This window comes from Aeromonas enteropelogenes, assembly GCF_000819845.1.
In the GTDB taxonomy this organism is placed as follows: domain Bacteria; phylum Pseudomonadota; class Gammaproteobacteria; order Enterobacterales; family Aeromonadaceae; genus Aeromonas; species Aeromonas enteropelogenes.
Genome location: NZ_CDCG01000037.1, coordinates 385,649 through 403,827, shown reverse-complemented (window position 1 = coordinate 403,827; position 18,179 = coordinate 385,649). Strand labels below are relative to the sequence as shown.

The window sequence follows — 18,179 nt, the reverse complement described above, 5'->3', positions numbered from 1 at the left end:
GCGCGGGGCAAGGCTCACTGGGCAAGGGTCATGCGTACCGACTGCACATTGATGGGAGTCGGTGCCGACAGGGCCAGAAAGTTGGGGTGTTTAGGGTCTGCCGTCAATGAATTGCCCGGCAGGCTGAGGCGGATCTCGTTGATGCCCGCTTTCGCCAGCTTCACCGTGGTGGTGAAGTTGTTGCCCAGGGCCACCTTCAGCAGGGCGCCGGCTTGCGGGCTGTTGATGCGGGCATGCACGGTCAGTTCATCGGGGTTGGCTGCCTGCTTGGGCAACACGAAATAGAGGCCACCCTGACCGCTAAGCTGGGTGCCCTCGGCGCCGGGTTTCTTGGCCCAGCCTTCACTGGAGAGAAAACGGCTTGGTTTGGTCAGATTGAGCTCGTTGCCCGGCTGATAGGTCATGCTGGAGTTGTGCTCCCAGAAGCGGGTCTTGCCCTCCAGGTAATAGAGCCGGTAGGCCAGGCTCACATTGGGGTGAGCGGCCAGATAGAGGGTGTAGAGGTAAAAACCGCTCAACGCCAGGATTGCAGTCAGAAAACCAAACTTTTTGTACGTCATATCACTCTCTACGCCTGACAAAAAATAGGTAGGCCGATTTCGCGCATATGCTAATCCAATTGCAAAAAAAGCATAGTGGATCACAAAAAAATATTTGCTCACATATTAACCCCTTCACTCCCTGTACCCAACCCCGGGAGTTCAAAAGGCAGGACTTGGTAATTTGCCGCTCAGACGGCAAGGCGTGCTGACGGCAAGAGGGGCGTCGGTCTGGGAAGAAATACGAGCCGATTGCTTGCTGCGTCAGCTTCCTGCACATATAGATCGTCATAGGAGTGCTATCGCCATTTTGGCGAGGCCGTTTTATGATGACTCATCTGTTTGTCAAGGACGACATATGAAATGGACTGCCTACTGTTTGCTGCTTTGCTGCTTTGCTGCTGGATGCCGCAGGCATTTTCCGCCAGCCTCTGCCCGGCTCCACTTCGGGTCGGTTTTGACAACTGGCCACCCTATCACTACTACGACGGGGAGGCACGCCAGCAGGTGCACGGGTTTGCCGTCGAGACGCTCAACGGCGTGCTGGCCCGCATCGGCTGCCAGGCCAATTATGTGGAACTGCCCTGGAAACGGGTGTTGCACGAGATTGAGCTCGGCAAGCTGGATATGGCGATGGAGGTCTATTTCAACGAGGACCGGGCCCGCTACGGCTATTTCTCCGATACCTACAACCCGGGACGCACGCTCCTGTGGGTACGCAAGGGGCAGCATTATCACGAGCAGGACCTGGCGAGCTGGCTGGTCAGTGGTCACAAACTCGGGGTGACCAAGGATTACTTCTATGGTGACGAGGTGATGGCCCTGCTGGCTTACCATGGCGCCCAGGTGAGCACAGTCAACGATGAGCAGAACTACGGCAAGCTGGTGCTCGGGCGGATCGACGGTTTCCTCGGTGACATGCTGGCCACCCCCTGGGGGCTCAAGGAGCAAGGGCTGGCCGGCCAGATCGTACCCCATGGCAAGCCGGTGCATGAGTTGCCCACCTTCTTTCTTTTCAGCAAAAAGCGTTTTTCTCCGGACTTTATTGCGCGTTTCAATCAGGAGCTGGCCGCCTTCAAGGTGACGAGCGAGTATGACGCCATCTGGCGACGTTATGTGTCGCCAGAACTGGCAAAGTGATAGCCATTCGCGCATCATGAGCAGCCCGACCGCAGGGTCGGGCAGAGTAAACAAATCGTTTTTGAGGTATCCATGGGGATGAAGTATTGGCTGGCTCTGGCCAATCTGGTGTGGCTGGGCTGCCTGCCCGCGACTGTGGCACAGGCTGCAGAGACGCCCATCGTGGTGGCTGTCGGTGAAACCCGGCATGACTGGTATCAAGGTTCCCAGGCCGAACTGGCCCGGGCCGAGCTGGAACAGCAGTTGCAGGAGGCTGTGCTGGCCCGCTTGCATCCGGATTTTTTTGCGTTGTGGAAGCGTTTGAACGCCACACCCGCCTCCCAGCGTGGCGCCATTTATGACGAGGTCTTTACCAAGCTCACTCGCTTCCAGCATGCCTGGCGGGGGATGGATCTGGTCTCTCGCGAGCAGATGAAAACCCTCAAACTGGCTCTCAATCAGCCAATCAACCAGGCCCCGACGACTGATGATCTGCTGACTCAGGTCAGGGAGCTGCGTCCGCAGGTCGCCGAGTATGAAGCTGTGCGGCAAAAAGTGCGCAAGTTGCTGGCCATGCCGATGGCTCGCAAGTGGCCTTCCCTCGACATTCCTACCCTGCGTGCCGGTGAAACCTCCGCCGAGCTCGGGACGATCCGCGCCATGCTGAACGAGCTGGGGGATGTCGCACCCCTGCATCAGGATGCCGTTTATGATGCCGAAACAGAACAGGCCATCAAGGCATTCCAGCGTCGTCATGGCCTCACCGCCGACGGCATCATAGGCCGTCAGACCCGTACCTGGCTCAATACCGGCCCCGAGGTGCGCGCCAGCTTGCTGCTGCGCAACCTGTGGCGTCGCGATCTGGTGGATCAGCTCGCCAAGCCCCGTTATGTACTGGTCAATATCCCCGATTACCGCCTGAGCGTGGTAGAGTCCGGCAGCGAGGTGTTTACCAGCCGGGTGATCGTCGGCAAGGAGCAGCGGGCGACCCCCATCCTGGCCAGCGAGATCCGATCCATCGTGCTCAACCCGGCCTGGCATGTGCCGCGATCCATTCTGAGCAAGGATATTCTGCCCAAACTCGGGCGGGATCCCGCCTACCTGAGCCGTGAGCAGTTCGAGGTGGTCGACGGGGAAGGCAATCCGGTGCAGTTTACCGAAGAGGAGTGGCATCAGGCTCTGGCTGCAGGCTTCCCTTACCGCCTGCGGCAAAAGCCGGGGGATCACAACGCCCTGGGGCGCTACAAGTTCTACCTGCCCAACAACGATGCCATCTATCTGCATTCCACCCCCCGCAAGGGATTGTTCGAGCAGGGTGCGCGGGCCTTCAGCTCGGGTTGCATTCGGGTGGAACATGCCGACGATCTGGCTGAACTGTTGCTGGCGGACTCCCGCTATCAGCCGGACAAGGTCGCCAGCATCCTCAAACAGTCCCAGACCAAGTGGCTGCCGCTAACCTCCCCGATCCCGGTGTTTACCGTCTACTGGAGCAGCTGGGTCGACGAGACCGGGCGCCAGCAACTGCGCAACGATATTTACGGATTTGATCGAGTCAGCTTCCAGAGCCGTTTGTTGTGATCCCTGCCACAGTGTGAAAAGCCCGACCCCGGTCGGGCTTTTTCATGGGGCCTTGCGGTTTGACATAGTCCCTCGCACACGGGTAGTTTCAAGCGTCTTTGTCACATTTACTTACCCGTTTTGCATCAATGAGCGATGGATCAACTCCTTATGCTGGAACAAGAGATAAGTCGACGTCGTCTGCTGTTGGGAGCCGGTTGTCTGCTGGGTGGCGCCCTGCTCCCCCTCCCGGCGCTGGCAAGCCGCAGTACGGCCGGGCGTGAACTGAGCTTTTTCAATCTCAACACCGGCGAGCGGGTGCGCGCCAGTTACTGGGAGAATGGTCATTACCTGAGCGACGGACTGGCCGAGCTCAACCACATACTGCGGGATTACCGTCGCAACGAAGTGTTCAATATCGACAGGCGGTTATTCGATCAACTCTATCTGTTGCAGCAAAAACTGGGGCGGCGCAGCGAGATCCAGCTCATTTCCGGCTATCGTTCACCGGCCACCAATCGCCAGAAGCGCAGCAAGAGCCGCGGTGTGGCCAAGCAGAGCTATCACACCCTGGGGCAGGCGGTGGATGTGCGGATCCCCGGGGTGCAACTGGCCCACCTGCGCAAGGCCGCCCTCAATCTGGGGGTCGGCGGGGTCGGTTATTATCCCCATGACAACTTTGTCCATCTCGATACCGGCCCGGTTCGTAGCTGGTAAATGTATCAACAAGCTGACAAGATCGTCGCTCCAGTGAGGAGATAACGATGAAACAGATAATGATTGGCGCTCTGGTCGCCCTCTTGCTGACCGGTTGCAGCAAACTCAACCGCGATAATTACGACAAGTTGAAGATGGGCATGACGTACGCGCAGGCCAGTGAAATCCTTGGCAAGGCGGAGCGCTGTGACGATGCGCTGGGCACCACCAGCTGCGTCTGGGGCGGGGAAGGCAAGAACATCAAGATCCGCTTCATCGCCGACAAGGCGACCTTCTTCAGCTCGGAAGGGATCAACTGACACCTGAGTCTGTCATGACAAAAAAGCGCCCGAGGGCGCTTTTTTGTGTTCTGAATTTAAGCGGCTTTGCCAGAAGCTGGCGTAATCAGTGGGTTGCGTACTGGTAGTTGAAGGTGGGGAGTCCCCACTTGAAACGTACCGCCAGCAGGCGCAACACAAAACCGATACCGATAGACCCGAACGCCGCCCAGTCATTGGGCAACCCCTGCTCCAGAGCAAAGCAGTAGAGGGCGGCTGTCACCAGCGAGATGGCGGCATAGAGTTCGCGGCGAAACACCAGCGGAATGCGCTGGCAGAGCAGATCCCTGAGCACACCGCCAAACACCCCGGTCACCACCGCCATGATGCAGGCGATGCCGGCACCATGGCCCATATCCAGAGCCCTGGCTGCACCGAAGATGGAGAAGACCACCAGCCCCAGGGCATCCAGCGCCATAAACAGCTTGCCGAGGTAGCGCATCAGCGGTGCAGAGATAACTCCCGCCATGGCGGCGCCTGCCACCAACAGCACATATTCCGGATGCTCAACCCAGAGCAGGGGATAGTGGCCCAGCAGCACATCGCGGATGGTGCCCCCCCCGATGGCCGTCGCAGACGCGATGATCACTACGCCAAACAGATCCATCCGCCGCCGACCCGCTGCCAGCGCGCCGGTCATCCCTTCGGCCACCAGGCCGAGCAAGAAGAGAGCATGTAACATGAGTTATCCCAGGGTGCGATTCAGGGCTGCATCCTATCAAGTCGCGACATATGGGACAAGGAAAGCAAACCATCCATTACTTTAATTCATGCGAAATGGAGCGAAAAAGAAAAAGGCACCCTTGGGTGCCTTGATTGCATCAGGTTTGGGGATCAGCGGCCAAGCTGATCCTGGCGGTAGTGATCGACCCACATGGCGGTCGCGCCACAGATGGCGACCGGCATTACGAACAGGTTCACCACCGGGATGGCGGAGAAGAGGGTGACCAGGGCACCGAAGCTCAGGCATTTGCCGCGGCGTTGCTTGAGGGCGTCGCGCATGGTGATGAAATCGATCTTGTGGTTGTCGAACGGATAGTCGACGTACTGGATCGCCATCATCCAGGCACTGAACAGGAACCAGAGCACGGGGGCCAGGGTCTGGCCGACCACGGGGATGAGGAACAGGATGAGACAACCGATCGCCTTGGGCAGGTAGTACTTCAGCTTGATCCACTCGCGGCCGAAGGTACGTGGCACATCCTTGACGATATCCAGCATGCCGCTGTCGTTCGGGGTCTCGCCGGTGAGGATCTGCTCCACCTTCTCCGCCAGCAGGCCGTTGAAGGGGGCGGCTATCCAGTTCGCCACCGAGCTGAACACAAAGGAGAAAACCACCAGTATGGTCACCAGGGCGATGGGCCAGAGCAGATAGTCCAGCCAGTCGAGCCAGGCGGGGATCTGCTGGTGCAGCCAGGCGAACAGACCGTCCAGCTGCAGCAGCAGGGCGTAGAAGGCGCCGGCAAACAGCACGAAGTTGACCAGCAGGGGGATCAGGACGAAGGTGCGGATACCGGGTTGGCGGATGAGAGAAAAGCCGCGCAGGAAGTAATCGGCGCCGCTGATTGAATCTTTTACCATACGGGGTGATTGGCTCATATGAGCTCCATCTGTTCATGGGAAAGTGCCTGCATATTACAAACAAGCCTTTGATTTGGTAAAGTCGCCAGTCCATTCCTTTTCCGACTCGGTTCAGCCGGGCTCCGGATGTTGTTGCGGGGAAGCCGCCTGCCTGTGACAAACCAGGCTCCGGTTTGGATTTGGTAACGTCGGCTGCTCGCCCCCCTCTTTATTTTTTATTTGTGTAGGCCTCCATGCGTCTGAAGTTGATCAAACTCGCCGGTTTCAAGTCGTTTGTCGAACCGACCCGTATCGAGCTTGATGCCGACATGACCGCCGTGGTCGGGCCCAATGGCTGCGGCAAGTCCAATGTGATCGACGCGGTGCGCTGGGTGCTGGGAGAGAGCTCGGCCCGCCACCTGCGCGGCGAGAACATGACGGATGTCATCTTCAACGGCTCCATCAACCGCAGCCCCCATGGGCGCGCCTCGGTGGAGCTGGTATTCGACAACCCCCACAACCGGGTGCCCGGCGAGTTCGGCCGCTTCACCGAGATCTCGGTACGCCGCGAGGTGCTGCGCGATGGCTCCAACCACTACCAGATCAACGGCCAGAAGTGCCGCCGCAAGGATGTCACCGATCTCTTCCTCGGCACCGGCCTTGGGCCGCGTAGTTACGCCATCATAGAGCAGGGCACCGTCAGCCGGCTGGTGGAATCGCGCCCTGCCGACCTCAAACTCTTTATGGAAGAGGCGGCCGGGGTCTCCCGCTACAAGGAGCGGCGCCGGGAAACCGAGCAGCGTATCCGCCACACCCAGGAAAACCTTGAACGCCTCGGCGATATTCGCGGCGAGCTGGGATCCCGCCTTGAGCACTTGAAGTCCCAAGCCGAGACCGCCGAGCGTTACAAGCAGCTCAAGAGCCGCTCGCGCGCCGCCCGTGCCGAGCTGATTGGCTCCGAGCTGTGGGCGCTGGAGACCCGCCTTGGCGAGGCGAAAAGCGAACTGGCCCAGGCCGAGCAGGCGCTGGCGGCGCTCGATGCCAAGCGCACTGCCGACGAGGGGCGCCACGTCACTCTGTCGGTGGCTCGCCAGGAGGCCCAGGCCGAGCAGGCGAGCCGCCAGCAGCAGCTCTTTCTCGGCGGCCAGGCCATCGCCCGTCTCGAGCAGCAGCAACTTCACCAGCACGAACTGGGTCGCGACTGGCAGGCCCGTCAGCAGACGCTGGGGGAGCGGATCGCCCAGCGCAAAGCCCAGCTCGCCAGCCAGCAGGAACAACTGACCGACGGGGTACTCAAAGCCGAGCTGGAGGATGCCAGGCTGGAGCAGTGTGAGCAGTTGCTCACCGAGCAGCAGGAGGCGCGGCTTATCGCCAGCGAACAGCTGGAGCAGGCTCGTCAGCGACAACAGCTGTGGCAACAGCAACTGGCGCAACTGCAGGGGCAGATCAACCAGACTCGCGCCCGGGTCGGAGGCCTGCAGGAGTTGCAAGCCAAGACCCGGCTGGCGCGACTCAAGCTGGAAGATGAGCGTGCCGGTCCCATCAAGGGGGACGATGAGACGCTGCAACCCCGTCTCGACGAGCTGGGCGCCGAGCTGGAGCTGACCCGGGCCGGATTGGGGGAGCTGACCGCACAATTGCAACAGGCGGTGGATGAACATGAGCGGCTCAGGCAGGAGCATGGCCAGCAGCAGGGCTTGCTGCGCGAACTCGAAGCCAGGCTGACCACCCTGGATCAGATCCTCGGGGAGCAGATGGAAGGGGACACCCTGGCAGACCGGTTGCAGGTAGCCCCCGAGTGGGCCCAGGCCCTGGACAAGGTACTTGGCCGCTGGCTCACGGCCACCCCGTCCGATGAGTGCAATTTGGCACAAGAGGGGCTCTGGATTGGTCCAGCCCAGCCCGTGGTTCCCGGCACCCTGGCGGCGCAACTCGATGGCGACCATATTCCCGCCTTTCTCAACGCCATCTGGCTGGCCGATACGCGGGACGCAGCCCTGGCCCGCCAGCCAACGCTGTTGGCCGGTGAGTCGGTGCTGACTCCTGCCGGAGATTGGTTTGGTTCCAACTGGGCCGATCTGGGGCAGGGCGGCACCCTGGGCACCCTGGCGCTGCTCGGCGAGCGTGAGCGGTTGCATACCGAGCAAAGCACGGCCATGGCGCATCTGGCACGGCTGGCCGAGCAGTTAACCGCGGCCGAGGCCGGACGAGCCCGGCTGTCGAGCGCGCAGGAGCTGTCGCAGCGAACCCTGCGCGAGCAAGAGCAAAAGTGGCAGCAACTGCGGGAAGCCTGGAGCCTGCAACAGGGGCAACGGCAGGAGCGAATGCAGCGGCTCGGCCAGCTGGGTGAAGAGCTTGCCCGGCTTGACCAGGAGCAGGCCGACGAGGTGCAGCGGCTGGAGCTTGCCTGCCTGCAACTGGCGCAGGAGGAGGCGCAGCTTGCCGAGTTGCAGGAGCAGGGCGAGCCGCTGACCCATGGGCTGCAAGCCGCCCAGGAGCGGGTCAGCCAATGCGAACGAATGCTGGAAGAGGCGCGTGTGCGGCGCGAGCAGCAAGGGGGGGTCTGTCAGCGTCTGCAACTGGAGCAGCAGAATCTGCGTCAGCTGATCACTCTGGGGGAGGAGGAGCTGGCGCGGCTCGGGCTGGAGCTGGCCAGCCTGAAAGGGCCGGATAGCGAAGGGGTGCCGGATCTCGCTCCCCTGCTCGCCGAGCAGCGCAATCTGGAGGTGCAGCAGCTGGCCTGTCATCAGAGGCTTGCGGAGCTGGAACGTCAGCTGACCGAGCTGGAACAGGCGCGCAGTGCCGATCACAAGCAGCTGGTGGCCTTGCAGGAGAAGCTGGCCCAGCTCAGGCTCGAGCGCGAGCGCAACCTGACCCGCCGCCAGGGACTGCACGAACAGTTCGAGGAGCTGGGCGTGCGGCTGGTGGATCTCGATCAGGCGGTGTTGATTGCCGCCGATCGCGGCAAACTGCGCCAGGAGATCCAGACCCTGGAGGCGCAAGTGGAAGCGCTCGGCGCCATCAACCTGGCGGCGCTGGAGGAGTATGAGGAGGCGAAAACCCGCGCAACCTACCTCGAAAACCAGTGTCAGGATCTTGAGCAGGCCCTCGAAACCTTGAGCCAAGCCATTAAAAGAATTGATAAAGAGACACAAATACGGTTCCGGGACACTTTCGATAAGGTCAACGAAGATTTAAAATCCCTGTTTCCAAAAGTGTTCGGGGGAGGCAGTGCCTGGCTTGAACTGACCTCGGATGATCTTTTGGAGGCCGGAGTGAGCATCATGGCGAGACCTCCGGGTAAGAAGAATGCTACCATTGCCCTGCTTTCCGGGGGGGAGAAGGCGCTAACCGCCCTTGCGCTGGTTTTTGCCATCTTCAGACTCAATCCAGCACCTTTTTGTCTGCTGGATGAGGTGGATGCACCGCTCGATGAAGTGAACGTCGGTCGCTTCTGTTCTCTTGTCAAAGAGATGTCGAGCACAGTACAGTTCGTTTACATCAGTCATAATAAGGTCTCCATGGAGATGGCTGAGCAGCTGGTTGGCGTCACGATGCAAGAGCCCGGAGTTTCGCGCATTGTGTCGGTCGATATCGGTGAAGCCGTCGCTTTGGCTGAGCAAAACTAGAAAGAGAAGCAGCTAATGCAGGAATTGCGTTACATCTTGGTTGCCCTGGGCGGTATTGCCATCGCGGCATTGCTCATTCACGGGTTGTGGAGCAACAGAAAGAATCGTCAGGCACCGATCAAGGAAAAACCGCTTGGCCGGATGGACTCCAAATCGCGGGATCGTGATGACGATGCCTTCGACAGTGATGGCATAGGTCAGGTTCGTGTAGTCAGTGGTGGCCGTCGTGCCGAGCCCAAGCTCCACCGCGAAGAGCGTCAGCCCGAGTTGAGCCGTCGTCCTGCCGCCCCCGCCTTCGATGAAGATGAAGAAGACGATCTGCCGCCCCCCGTCGTGCGCAAGCCTGCCGCCCGTCCGGTTCCGCCCCCTCCGGTTTACGAGGAAGAGGATGCCTTCGACGAGCCGCTGCCCGAGCCGCTGGAAGAGGTGCCTGCCGCCCCCGTGCGCAAGCCTGCCCAGGTCAATCGCCGTACTCCGGTTTACCGTTCCCGTCCCCAGCGTGAACCCGTGATGCCGGTGGCCGACGATGAACCGCTGGTCGAGCCCGCTTACGCCACCGCACCGACCTTCGGTGCCCGCGAACCGGCTCATGCCCCCGAATACCAGGCCCAGCCCCGTCATGTGGCCCCCGAGCCCGTGCATGAGGAGCCGGCCTATGAAGCGCCCGTGGCCGAAGAGCCGCGTCTCGCCCCGCAGCCGGTTGAGAAAATCTGGCAGGATGTTTATGTCATCAACCTGATGGGTCGTCCGGGTCACGATCTGCAAGGGGCAACCCTGCTCTCCTCCCTGATGGCGCTAGGCTTCAAGTTTGGCGAGATGGACATCTTCCACCGCCACGAAGATCCCAACGGCAAGGGCGAGGTGCTCTTCTCCATGATCAACATGGTCAAGCCGGGCACCTTCAATCCGTACCGGATGGAGCAGTTCTCCACTCCGGGTGTGTCGCTCTTCATGCAGCTGCCCCTGCGCAGCAACGCTGCCTTCGCCTTCGAAGACATGCTGCAGGCCGCCGATCAGCTGGCAAGCGATCTGGATGCCATGCTGACCGACATGGAGCGCAGCCCCTTGAGCGACGAGACCATCGCCCGTTACCGCCAGGAGCTGGCGGCCTACGAGGCCAGTCGCGACTAAGACGCCACGGGCTCTGAGCAATAAAAAGTGCGGTACCTGGGTGCCGCATTTTTATTTGTCCCCTGGCAGGTTTTACCCATCACACTTCGAGACTTTTTCATGAGCGATATCCTCTCCCGCCACCGTCAACTGTGTGAGCTGCTGACCGAATATGGGCATCAGTACTATGTGCTGGACAACCCCACAGTGCCGGACGCCGAATACGATCGCCTGATGCGCGAGCTGCTTGAGCTGGAAGCGGCCCACCCCGAACTGAAAACTCCGGCATCCCCGAGCGTGCGGGTAGGGGGTCAACCGCTGTCCGCGTTCAAGCAGGTTCGCCACGAGATCCCCATGCTGAGCCTGGACAACGTATTCAGCGACGAGGAGCTGCAAGCGTTCGAGCAGCGCATGAGCGATCGCCTCAAGCGCGAGGTTCGCTTCACCTTCTGCTGCGAGCCCAAGCTGGACGGTCTGGCGGTGAGCCTGCTCTATGTGGATGGCCAGCTGGTGCAGGCTGCCACTCGCGGCGATGGGGCTACCGGTGAGGAGATCACCGAGAACGTGCGCACCATCAAGGCCATTCCGCTCACCCTGCGGGGCACGGGCTGGCCGGCAAGGCTGGAGGTACGCGGCGAAGTCTTTATGCCCAAGGCCGGTTTCGAGGCGATGAATGCCAAAGCGCTGGCGGCGGGCGAGAAGGTGTTCGTCAACCCGCGCAACGCCGCCGCCGGCAGCCTGCGCCAGCTCGATTCGCGTATCACCGCCGCCCGTCCGCTGGCCTTTTATGCCTACGGTGTCGGGGTCGGTGGCGACGAGCTGGGGGATTCCCACTTCGGCCGCCTAAATCAGCTGAAAGCCTGGGGGTTGCCGCTCAGTCCCGAGGTGAAACTCAAAGAAGGGGCGGCCGGTTGTCAGGCCTTCCACGACGACATCCTGGCCCGCCGTGGCGAGCTCCCTTACGAGATTGATGGCGTGGTCTACAAGGTCGATAACATCGCCCTGCAGCAGGAGCTGGGCTTTGTGGCCCGTGCCCCGCGCTGGGCCACCGCCCACAAATTCCCTGCCCAGGAGGAGATGACGCTGCTCGAGAACGTCGAATTCCAGGTCGGTCGTACCGGCGCCGTGACCCCGGTGGCCAAGCTCAAACCGGTTTTTGTCGGCGGTGTCACCGTCTCCAACGCCACCCTGCACAATGCCGACGAGATCGAGCGGCTCGGCGTCATGGTCGGCGATACCGTGATCGTGCGCCGGGCGGGGGATGTGATCCCGCAGATTGTCGCCGTGGTGGAGGCGCAGCGCCCGGCGGATGCCCGCGCGATCCTGTTCCCGACCCAGTGCCCGGTGTGCGGCTCCGCGGTGGAGCGGCTGGAAGGGGAGGCGGTGGCCCGCTGCTCCGGCGGCCTGTTCTGCGAGGCTCAGCGCAAGGAGGCGATCAAGCACTTTGCAGCCCGCCGCGCCATGGACGTAGACGGCCTTGGCGACAAGATTGTCGAGCAACTGGTGGACAAGGGGTTGGTGAAGACTCCGGCCGATCTGTTTGCTCTCAACGCCATCCAGCTGGCTGGGCTCGAGCGGATGGGGCAAAAGTCTGCCCTCAATCTGGTGGCCGCCATCGACAAAGCGCGCAGCACCACGCTACCGCGCTTCCTGTTTTCCCTCGGTATTCGCGAAGTGGGGGAGGCGACCGCGCTGAACCTGGCCAACCACTTTCTGACTCTGAATGCATTGCGCGCGGCTTCCGTCGAGCAACTGCTCGAGGTGGCGGATGTGGGGGACGTGGTGGCCAAGCATGTCTACTACTTCCTGCGCCAGCCCCACAACGTGGAAGTGCTGGAGGCCCTGCTGGCGGCCGGCATTCACTGGCCCGCCATCGAGAAGAAGGAGGCTGCGGAGCAACCCTTTGCCGGCAAGACCTTCGTGCTGACCGGTACCCTCACTACCCTGTCGCGCAATGATGCCAAGGCGGCGCTGCAAGCGCTTGGCGCCAAAGTGGCGGGGTCGGTATCGGCCAAGACGGACGTGCTGGTCGCCGGTGAAGCGGCGGGCTCCAAACTGGCCAAGGCCCAGGAGCTCGGCATCACCATCTGGACTGAAGAGGAGCTGCAGGCGGCGCTGCAGGGCTGACCATTGGGTACGTCGTTTCATCATGAAAATCCGGCCATCAGGCCGGGTTTTCATTTTGGGGGATTAGTCACGCCATTGGACCTTGTTTTGCCATCTTTCTGGCAGGGTCAGGCCCCAGCGGGCCAGTTCGTACTTGCTGAAGACATACTCTCCGCGCAGCGCAGCCCGGGGGGATAAGCGTCGGGGGAAGGTACCGGCCAGTATGGTGTTGATCAGTTCGGCGGCCTTGATCCCCTGTTCGTGGCCATCCAGCACCAGACCGCCGATGCTCTTGCCCTTGCCTACCGAAAATTCCCAGAAACTGAACAGGGGAACCGGGCTGTGAGCACTGGCCCAGGCCAGCGCAGTCTGCTCGTTGACATGCTGGCCGTTGGGGTCCGCCAGGGTGTGGTAGAGGCCGATGAAGATGGCCTGGTAACCATTTTTCCTGGCATCGAGAATTGCCTTCTGCCAACTGGCGTAGTCCCCTATCTGCTGACTGTCGATCAGGGTACGGCCGATGCGCAGGCTGGTCTGCTGCTTGAATTCGTACTCGATGGCGGTGCGTGCCACATGACTGGCATCAAACAGCACCAGGGCTTTGCCAAGGCCGCCCATCAGCTGGCTCATCTCGCTGATGCTGCGCTTGAGCAGGGGGCGCTCCAGTACCCCGGTGATCTTGACGTGACCGACCAGTCCGTTGTTGCGGGGGTTTTCGTTCATCCCGAGAAAGACTACAGGGGTGCCGAAGGACGCGATATCGTTGGCCAGATACTGAATGGCGATGTCGTCTCCCAATACCACCAGATCCGGTTTGACCCTGTGGTAGTAGACGAGGGCCCTGTCGGCTACCTCGTCGTAATTACTGGCGGGGTGGCGTTTGGTATCCATGTAGAAGTGGCTGAAGGTGTGATCACCCTTGAGGCCTTCACGTAGCCCCTCGTTGTAGCTCTGATCCCATGAATAGCCGGCGTGATAACTGCTGATCACCAGAATATGGGCCGCCCACAGGGGAAGCGGCAGGGTGCAAAGCAGAACCAGCATCAGGGATTTGAGCATGCAGTTTCCCGTTTTTTGTATGTGGTGTGTGTCTTGCCAGTATGCGGGGGCAGGGGGCGGCTTGTCATGTGTCGCATGCTGGCGCAGGCATCAAATTTTCTGATGAGGCCGGATCGGACGCCAGCCCGCACCCCCATTGAGAAGAGGTCTGTTTGGCGCTCTTTTTGGCTGGTTGTGATCTGTCCCGCCAATGGCAAAACCTGTTCTGGATCAATAAATGATGGTCGGCTTTCGGGCCTAATAGACCCCACATATAGGTCTGCATTCGATTTTAATCCCTATATGTTGTGTTATTAAGCTGTGTATAAGCTGTTCCCTTTCTATCTTCAGCCCTGGCTTGTCAAGCCTCGGCTGAATTTATTTGCGTCCAGGACGAGATGCGGGGAGGGGAGCTCAACAAGGGTGAGCCATCGGCACAGAGCCTGGCCTTTTAACGGGGAAAATCCATGAAACCGGTTGTGATCAAACGTGACGGATGTCGCGCACCATTCAATGCCCAACTGATCGGCGAAGCGGTCAGTCGAGCGGCGGAAGCGGTCAATCAGGCCAATCCTGCCCTGGCGGAGCGCATTGCCAATGCGGTCAGCCAGGAACTGGAGGGGCGTGGTGAAGTTGATATCCACGAGATCCAGAACCGGGTCGAAAACCATCTGATGGCTTCCGACGACAAGGCCATCGCCCGCGCCTACATCGAATATCGTCACGATCGGGATCTGGCCCGCGAGGCCCGTGGCCGCCTGGCCCAGGAGATCCGCGGCCTGGTGGAGCAGACCAACGCGGCCCTGCTCAACGAGAACGCCAACAAGGATTCCAAGGTGATCCCGACCCAGCGCGACCTGCTGGCGGGCATCGTCGCCAAGCACTACGCCACCAGCCACATGCTGCCCCGTGATGTGGTCCAGGCGCACGAGAGCGGCGATCTGCACTTCCACGATCTCGACTACTCTCCCTTCTTCCCCATGTTCAACTGCATGTTGATCGACCTGAAGGGGATGCTGACCCACGGCTTCAAGATGGGCAACGCCGAGATCGATACCCCCAAATCCATCAGCACTGCCACCGCGGTGACCGCCCAGATCATCGCCCAGGTAGCGAGCCACATCTATGGTGGCACTACCATCAACCGCATCGATGAAGTGCTGGCGCCCTATGTGACCATCAGCTGGGAGAAGAATCGCCAGGTGGCCGAGGAGTGGGGCATTGCGGACGCCGAGGGCTACGCCATGGCCCGCACCGAGAAGGAGTGCTACGACGCCTTCCAGTCCCTCGAATACGAGGTTAACACCCTGCATACCGCCAATGGCCAGACCCCGTTCGTCACCTTCGGCTTTGGCCTGGGCGAGAGCTGGGAGTCGCGGATGATCCAGCGCGCCATCCTGCAAAACCGCATCGCCGGCCTTGGCAAGAACAAGAAGACCGCCGTCTTCCCGAAACTGGTGTTTGCCATCAAGGATGGTCTCAACCACAAGCAGGGCGATCCCAACTACGACATCAAGCAGTTGGCCCTGGAGTGCGCCTCCAAGCGCATGTACCCGGATATCCTCAATTACGACCAGGTGGTCAAGGTGACCGGCTCCTTCAAGACTCCCATGGGCTGCCGTTCCTTCCTCGGTGCCTACGAGGAGAATGGCGAGCTCATTCATGAGGGGCGCAACAACCTGGGGGTAGTGAGCCTCAACCTGCCGCGCATCGCCCTCAAATCCCGCGATGAGGCGGACTTCTGGGACAAGCTGGATGCCGCCCTGCGGGTCGCCAAGAAGGCGCTCATGTACCGCATCAAGCGTCTGGATGGCGTCAAGGCGCGGGTTGCTCCCATCCTCTATATGGAAGGGGCTTGTGGCGTGCGTCTGAAAGCGGACGACAACGTCAGCGAGATCTTCAAAAATGGTCGCGCCTCCATCTCGCTCGGCTATATCGGGATCCACGAGACCATCAACGCCCTGTTTGGCGACAAGGTGCACCTGTTCGACAATGGTGAGCTGCAACAGAAGGCCATCGCCATCGTCGAGCGCCTCAAGGCGGCCACCGACGAGTGGAAGGAGGAGACCGGATACGGTTTCAGCCTCTACTCCACCCCGAGCGAGAACCTCTGCTCCCGCTTCTGCCGCATTGATGCCAAGGAGTTTGGCGTGGTGCCGGGGGTGACCGACAAGGGTTACTACACCAACAGCTTCCACCTCGACGTGGAGAAGCAGGTGAACCCCTATGACAAGCTGGACTTCGAGGCGCCCTATCCGCCCATCGCCAGCGGCGGTTTCATCTGCTACGGCGAGTACCCCAATATCCAGCACAACCTGGAAGCGCTCGAGAACGTCTGGGACTACAGCTATGACAAGGTGCCCTACTACGGCACCAACACTCCCATCGACGAGTGCTACGAGTGCGGCTTCACTGGCGAGTTCGAGTGCACCTCCAAGGGCTTCACCTGCCCGCGCTGCGGCAACCACGACCCGGCCAAGGTGTCGGTGACCCGCCGTGTCTGCGGCTACCTCGGCAGCCCGGATGCGCGCCCCTTCAACGCGGGCAAGCAGGAAGAGGTCAAGCGCCGCGTCAAGCATATGTAAGCGCAATCGTGATGAAGAGCTGGCCCCTGACTCAAGGGGCCATTTTCATTGGGCGGCGACAGGTTTCTGTCGTTGCCTGAGCGAGGCAGGAGAGAAGCGATGCACTACCACCAGTACTACCCGGTCGACGTGATCAACGGCCCCGGCACCCGAGCCACCCTGTTTGTCTCGGGTTGTGAACACCAGTGCCCCGGCTGCTACAACCAGAGCACCTGGCGGCTCGACGGTGGCCACCCGTTCGATCAGGCCATGAGCGATCGCATCATTCGGGATCTCAACGACACCCGCATCAAGCGGCGGGGTCTGTCGCTCTCCGGCGGCGATCCGCTCCATCCGGCCAACGTGCCCTACGTGCTGGCGCTGGTGAAGCGGGTGCGTGCCGAGTGCCCCGGCAAGGACATCTGGTGCTGGACCGGCTATCTGCTTGGCGAGCTCTCCGATGCCCAGCGCGAGCTGGTTTGCTTACTGGACGTGCTGGTGGATGGCAAGTTCGAGAAGGGGCTGGCGGATCCCGGTCTGCTCTGGCGCGGCAGCAGCAATCAGCAGATCCACGATCTCAACGCCTGGCGGGAAGGGGGTGAGCGCATTCCCTGTCTGGTTTGCAGTTGAGGCCAATGCTGTTTATGGTTAGGCCACCCAAGTATCGTGACAATCTTTGATGAGGCATTGCGAGATGAACAATCTGCTCAAGATCCTGCTGGCCATTTTCCTGCCCCCTGTGTGCGCCTTTATCCAGGTCGGTTTCAGCCTGCATTTCTTAATCAACATAGTGCTGACCCTGCTCGGCGGCTTGCCCGGCATGGTTCACGCGCTCTGGCTGGTGGTGAGCGACAAGCGCGCCTGACGATCTTCCCTCGTCATCCCGCTCAATTGCTGAAAAAGAAGGGCCAACCTCACGGGTTGGCCCTTTTGTACATGTTCAGCCGACAGCTTTTTCGTTAGGATTCATCACTGACCAAATGGAGAAGCCCGATGGCTTGCAGGCCCGGCAGAGAGAACAAGGAGCGTGGTATGAAGTGGAAGATGGCAATCTGGTCAGGGGTGATGCTGGCACTGCTGCAAGGGTGCCTGTCCCGCGAGGTGGCGGTGGTCGACCGTGAGCCTGTCGCTGTGACGCTGGCACAACTGCCGCAGTACTGGATACAACAGAACCAGCGTTCATGGTTTGCCAGCGATGAAGAAGCGCTGCCCACCAAACCGGTCAAGGGCTATGTGGACGTGCGTTATGTGATTGATAAGGATGGCAGGCCGACCAAACCCGAGGTGGTGGCGGCCGAGCCGCCCGGCGAGCTGGAGCAGAGCGCCCTGGCGACTCTCTCGCGGATCCGCTACAGCCCGGCAGAGGACAATCCGGACGCCATTCCGGTGCAGGTGACCAACCGTTTCAACATCGAGGTCAATTGACCCGAGCGCGATGACATCAGACCCCGGCCGTGCCGGGGTCTCTCTTATTGCTGTTTGCACTCCCGATAGGCGATCTGCCACTCCCCTTGCGGATCCCTAAGCTCGACAAAACCTTCTTCCCCCTTGTTCCACCAGACAGCCTGGAACTCGTCGCTATAGCGGGCCCCCGACGCGGAGACGGCTTGGGGCAGGGTGTAATCCTTGCCATCCGGTAGTGCCAGCTTGATAAAGTCGAGGCTCTGATCGGAGAGGGTGAAATAGCGTACCTGTACTTTTTGCCCCTGCTCGCACAGGTAGTTGACTGGTTCGCCACCGGTGGCGACCAGGGTGCCATTCTGGGCACAGCCGGTGAGCAGGGCAAACGCCAAAGCCGAGGTGGTGAAAAGGGAAATGTGGCGCATGATATGGACTCCTTGCTATCTAACGCCGTGAGCCTAACAGGTTGGGCAGGATCTGCAATTGTCCGTTTTTGGGATGCGTCGACGGCTGTCCATAGTG

General features: G+C 60.7%; 16 protein-coding genes. 11 read left to right on the top strand and 5 right to left on the bottom strand.

Annotated elements, in window-relative coordinates; translation table 11 throughout:
• Window positions 1-14 precede the first annotated feature (14 nt).
• Window positions 15-560 (bottom strand): hypothetical protein, encoded by a 546-nt coding sequence (locus BN1123_RS14630; protein WP_026456915.1) that lies wholly within the window; start codon window positions 558-560, stop codon window positions 15-17.
• Between the two features lie 342 nt (window positions 561-902).
• Here BN1123_RS14630 and BN1123_RS14625 point away from each other — a divergent pair, with 342 nt between their 5' ends.
• From BN1123_RS14625 to BN1123_RS14610, 4 genes are all read left to right on the top strand, one after another.
• Complete coding sequence (locus tag BN1123_RS14625; protein WP_156130619.1) at window positions 903-1,679, top strand: substrate-binding periplasmic protein; 777 nt, start codon at window positions 903-905, stop codon at window positions 1,677-1,679.
• 72 nt (window positions 1,680-1,751) lie between these two features.
• Window positions 1,752-3,236: a L,D-transpeptidase family protein gene (locus tag BN1123_RS14620; RefSeq protein ID WP_042027857.1), complete on the top strand. Its 1,485-nt coding sequence runs from the start codon at window positions 1,752-1,754 to the stop codon at window positions 3,234-3,236.
• 150 nt (window positions 3,237-3,386) lie between these two features.
• Complete coding sequence (locus BN1123_RS14615; protein WP_042027856.1) at window positions 3,387-3,932, top strand: peptidoglycan L,D-endopeptidase MepK; 546 nt, start codon at window positions 3,387-3,389, stop codon at window positions 3,930-3,932.
• A 47-nt stretch (window positions 3,933-3,979) separates the two neighbouring features.
• Window positions 3,980-4,231 (top strand): lipoprotein, encoded by a 252-nt coding sequence (locus BN1123_RS14610; protein ID WP_026458071.1) that lies wholly within the window; start codon window positions 3,980-3,982, stop codon window positions 4,229-4,231.
• Window positions 4,232-4,316: 85 nt separating this feature from the next.
• Here BN1123_RS14610 and BN1123_RS14605 read toward each other — a convergent pair whose 3' ends face one another.
• Together BN1123_RS14605 and cysZ are read right to left on the bottom strand one after the other, a co-directional pair.
• Window positions 4,317-4,931 (bottom strand): trimeric intracellular cation channel family protein, encoded by a 615-nt coding sequence (locus BN1123_RS14605; RefSeq protein ID WP_042027855.1) that lies wholly within the window; start codon window positions 4,929-4,931, stop codon window positions 4,317-4,319.
• 152 nt (window positions 4,932-5,083) lie between these two features.
• The gene (cysZ, locus tag BN1123_RS14600) at window positions 5,084-5,848 is read right to left on the bottom strand and encodes a sulfate transporter CysZ (protein WP_042027852.1); all 765 of its coding nucleotides are present in this window, start codon (window positions 5,846-5,848) and stop codon (window positions 5,084-5,086) included.
• 215 nt (window positions 5,849-6,063) lie between these two features.
• Between cysZ and BN1123_RS14595 the strand changes: the two genes are divergently transcribed.
• The 3 genes from BN1123_RS14595 to ligA all read left to right on the top strand — a co-directional run bounded on the left by BN1123_RS14595 (window position 6,064) and on the right by ligA (window position 12,675).
• Window positions 6,064-9,438, top strand: coding sequence for an AAA family ATPase (locus tag BN1123_RS14595; RefSeq protein WP_042027851.1), 3,375 nt, complete (start codon window positions 6,064-6,066; stop codon window positions 9,436-9,438).
• 15 nt (window positions 9,439-9,453) lie between these two features.
• On the top strand, window positions 9,454-10,569 hold the full coding sequence (gene zipA, locus BN1123_RS14590) for a cell division protein ZipA (RefSeq protein WP_042027850.1): 1,116 nt from the start codon (window positions 9,454-9,456) through the stop codon (window positions 10,567-10,569).
• Window positions 10,570-10,668: 99 nt separating this feature from the next.
• Window positions 10,669-12,675: an NAD-dependent DNA ligase LigA gene (ligA, locus tag BN1123_RS14585; RefSeq protein ID WP_042027847.1), complete on the top strand. Its 2,007-nt coding sequence runs from the start codon at window positions 10,669-10,671 to the stop codon at window positions 12,673-12,675.
• A gap of 63 nt (window positions 12,676-12,738) precedes the next feature.
• Here ligA and BN1123_RS14580 read toward each other — a convergent pair whose 3' ends face one another.
• Window positions 12,739-13,713 (bottom strand): ABC transporter substrate-binding protein, encoded by a 975-nt coding sequence (locus BN1123_RS14580; RefSeq protein WP_042027845.1) that lies wholly within the window; start codon window positions 13,711-13,713, stop codon window positions 12,739-12,741.
• 446 nt (window positions 13,714-14,159) lie between these two features.
• On the opposite strand from BN1123_RS14580, the gene nrdD reads away from it, so the two are divergent.
• The 4 genes from nrdD to BN1123_RS14560 all read left to right on the top strand — a co-directional run bounded on the left by nrdD (window position 14,160) and on the right by BN1123_RS14560 (window position 17,681).
• Complete coding sequence (gene nrdD, locus BN1123_RS14575) at window positions 14,160-16,277, top strand: anaerobic ribonucleoside-triphosphate reductase (RefSeq protein WP_042027843.1); 2,118 nt, start codon at window positions 14,160-14,162, stop codon at window positions 16,275-16,277.
• Between the two features lie 99 nt (window positions 16,278-16,376).
• Window positions 16,377-16,886 carry an anaerobic ribonucleoside-triphosphate reductase-activating protein gene (nrdG, locus tag BN1123_RS14570; RefSeq protein ID WP_042027842.1) on the top strand — a complete coding sequence of 170 codons (510 nt, stop codon included), beginning with the start codon at window positions 16,377-16,379 and terminating at the stop codon, window positions 16,884-16,886.
• A 64-nt stretch (window positions 16,887-16,950) separates the two neighbouring features.
• Window positions 16,951-17,121, top strand: a complete 171-nt coding sequence (locus BN1123_RS21005; RefSeq protein ID WP_010673454.1) for a YqaE/Pmp3 family membrane protein — start codon at window positions 16,951-16,953, stop codon at window positions 17,119-17,121.
• Between the two features lie 167 nt (window positions 17,122-17,288).
• Window positions 17,289-17,681 carry an energy transducer TonB gene (locus BN1123_RS14560; protein WP_042027839.1) on the top strand — a complete coding sequence of 131 codons (393 nt, stop codon included), beginning with the start codon at window positions 17,289-17,291 and terminating at the stop codon, window positions 17,679-17,681.
• A gap of 44 nt (window positions 17,682-17,725) precedes the next feature.
• Here BN1123_RS14560 and BN1123_RS14555 read toward each other — a convergent pair whose 3' ends face one another.
• Window positions 17,726-18,082 carry an MliC family protein gene (locus tag BN1123_RS14555; RefSeq protein ID WP_042027838.1) on the bottom strand — a complete coding sequence of 119 codons (357 nt, stop codon included), beginning with the start codon at window positions 18,080-18,082 and terminating at the stop codon, window positions 17,726-17,728.
• Window positions 18,083-18,179 lie beyond the last annotated feature (97 nt).

What these genes read in the sequence shown, in the direction of transcription:
- BN1123_RS14630 (WP_026456915.1), bottom strand. Translation starts at nt 560, where the DNA reads ATGACGTACAAAAAGTTTGGTTTTCTGACTGCAATCCTGGCGTTGAGC.
- BN1123_RS14625 (WP_156130619.1), top strand. Translation starts at nt 903, where the DNA reads ATGGACTGCCTACTGTTTGCTGCTTTGCTGCTTTGCTGCTGGATGCCG.
- BN1123_RS14620 (WP_042027857.1), top strand. Translation starts at nt 1,752, where the DNA reads ATGGGGATGAAGTATTGGCTGGCTCTGGCCAATCTGGTGTGGCTGGGC.
- BN1123_RS14615 (WP_042027856.1), top strand. Translation starts at nt 3,387, where the DNA reads ATGCTGGAACAAGAGATAAGTCGACGTCGTCTGCTGTTGGGAGCCGGT.
- BN1123_RS14610 (WP_026458071.1), top strand. Translation starts at nt 3,980, where the DNA reads ATGAAACAGATAATGATTGGCGCTCTGGTCGCCCTCTTGCTGACCGGT.
- BN1123_RS14605 (WP_042027855.1), bottom strand. Translation starts at nt 4,931, where the DNA reads ATGTTACATGCTCTCTTCTTGCTCGGCCTGGTGGCCGAAGGGATGACC.
- cysZ (WP_042027852.1), bottom strand. Translation starts at nt 5,848, where the DNA reads ATGAGCCAATCACCCCGTATGGTAAAAGATTCAATCAGCGGCGCCGAT.
- BN1123_RS14595 (WP_042027851.1), top strand. Translation starts at nt 6,064, where the DNA reads ATGCGTCTGAAGTTGATCAAACTCGCCGGTTTCAAGTCGTTTGTCGAA.
- zipA (WP_042027850.1), top strand. Translation starts at nt 9,454, where the DNA reads ATGCAGGAATTGCGTTACATCTTGGTTGCCCTGGGCGGTATTGCCATC.
- ligA (WP_042027847.1), top strand. Translation starts at nt 10,669, where the DNA reads ATGAGCGATATCCTCTCCCGCCACCGTCAACTGTGTGAGCTGCTGACC.
- BN1123_RS14580 (WP_042027845.1), bottom strand. Translation starts at nt 13,713, where the DNA reads ATGCTCAAATCCCTGATGCTGGTTCTGCTTTGCACCCTGCCGCTTCCC.
- nrdD (WP_042027843.1), top strand. Translation starts at nt 14,160, where the DNA reads ATGAAACCGGTTGTGATCAAACGTGACGGATGTCGCGCACCATTCAAT.
- nrdG (WP_042027842.1), top strand. Translation starts at nt 16,377, where the DNA reads ATGCACTACCACCAGTACTACCCGGTCGACGTGATCAACGGCCCCGGC.
- BN1123_RS21005 (WP_010673454.1), top strand. Translation starts at nt 16,951, where the DNA reads ATGAACAATCTGCTCAAGATCCTGCTGGCCATTTTCCTGCCCCCTGTG.
- BN1123_RS14560 (WP_042027839.1), top strand. Translation starts at nt 17,289, where the DNA reads ATGAAGTGGAAGATGGCAATCTGGTCAGGGGTGATGCTGGCACTGCTG.
- BN1123_RS14555 (WP_042027838.1), bottom strand. Translation starts at nt 18,082, where the DNA reads ATGCGCCACATTTCCCTTTTCACCACCTCGGCTTTGGCGTTTGCCCTG.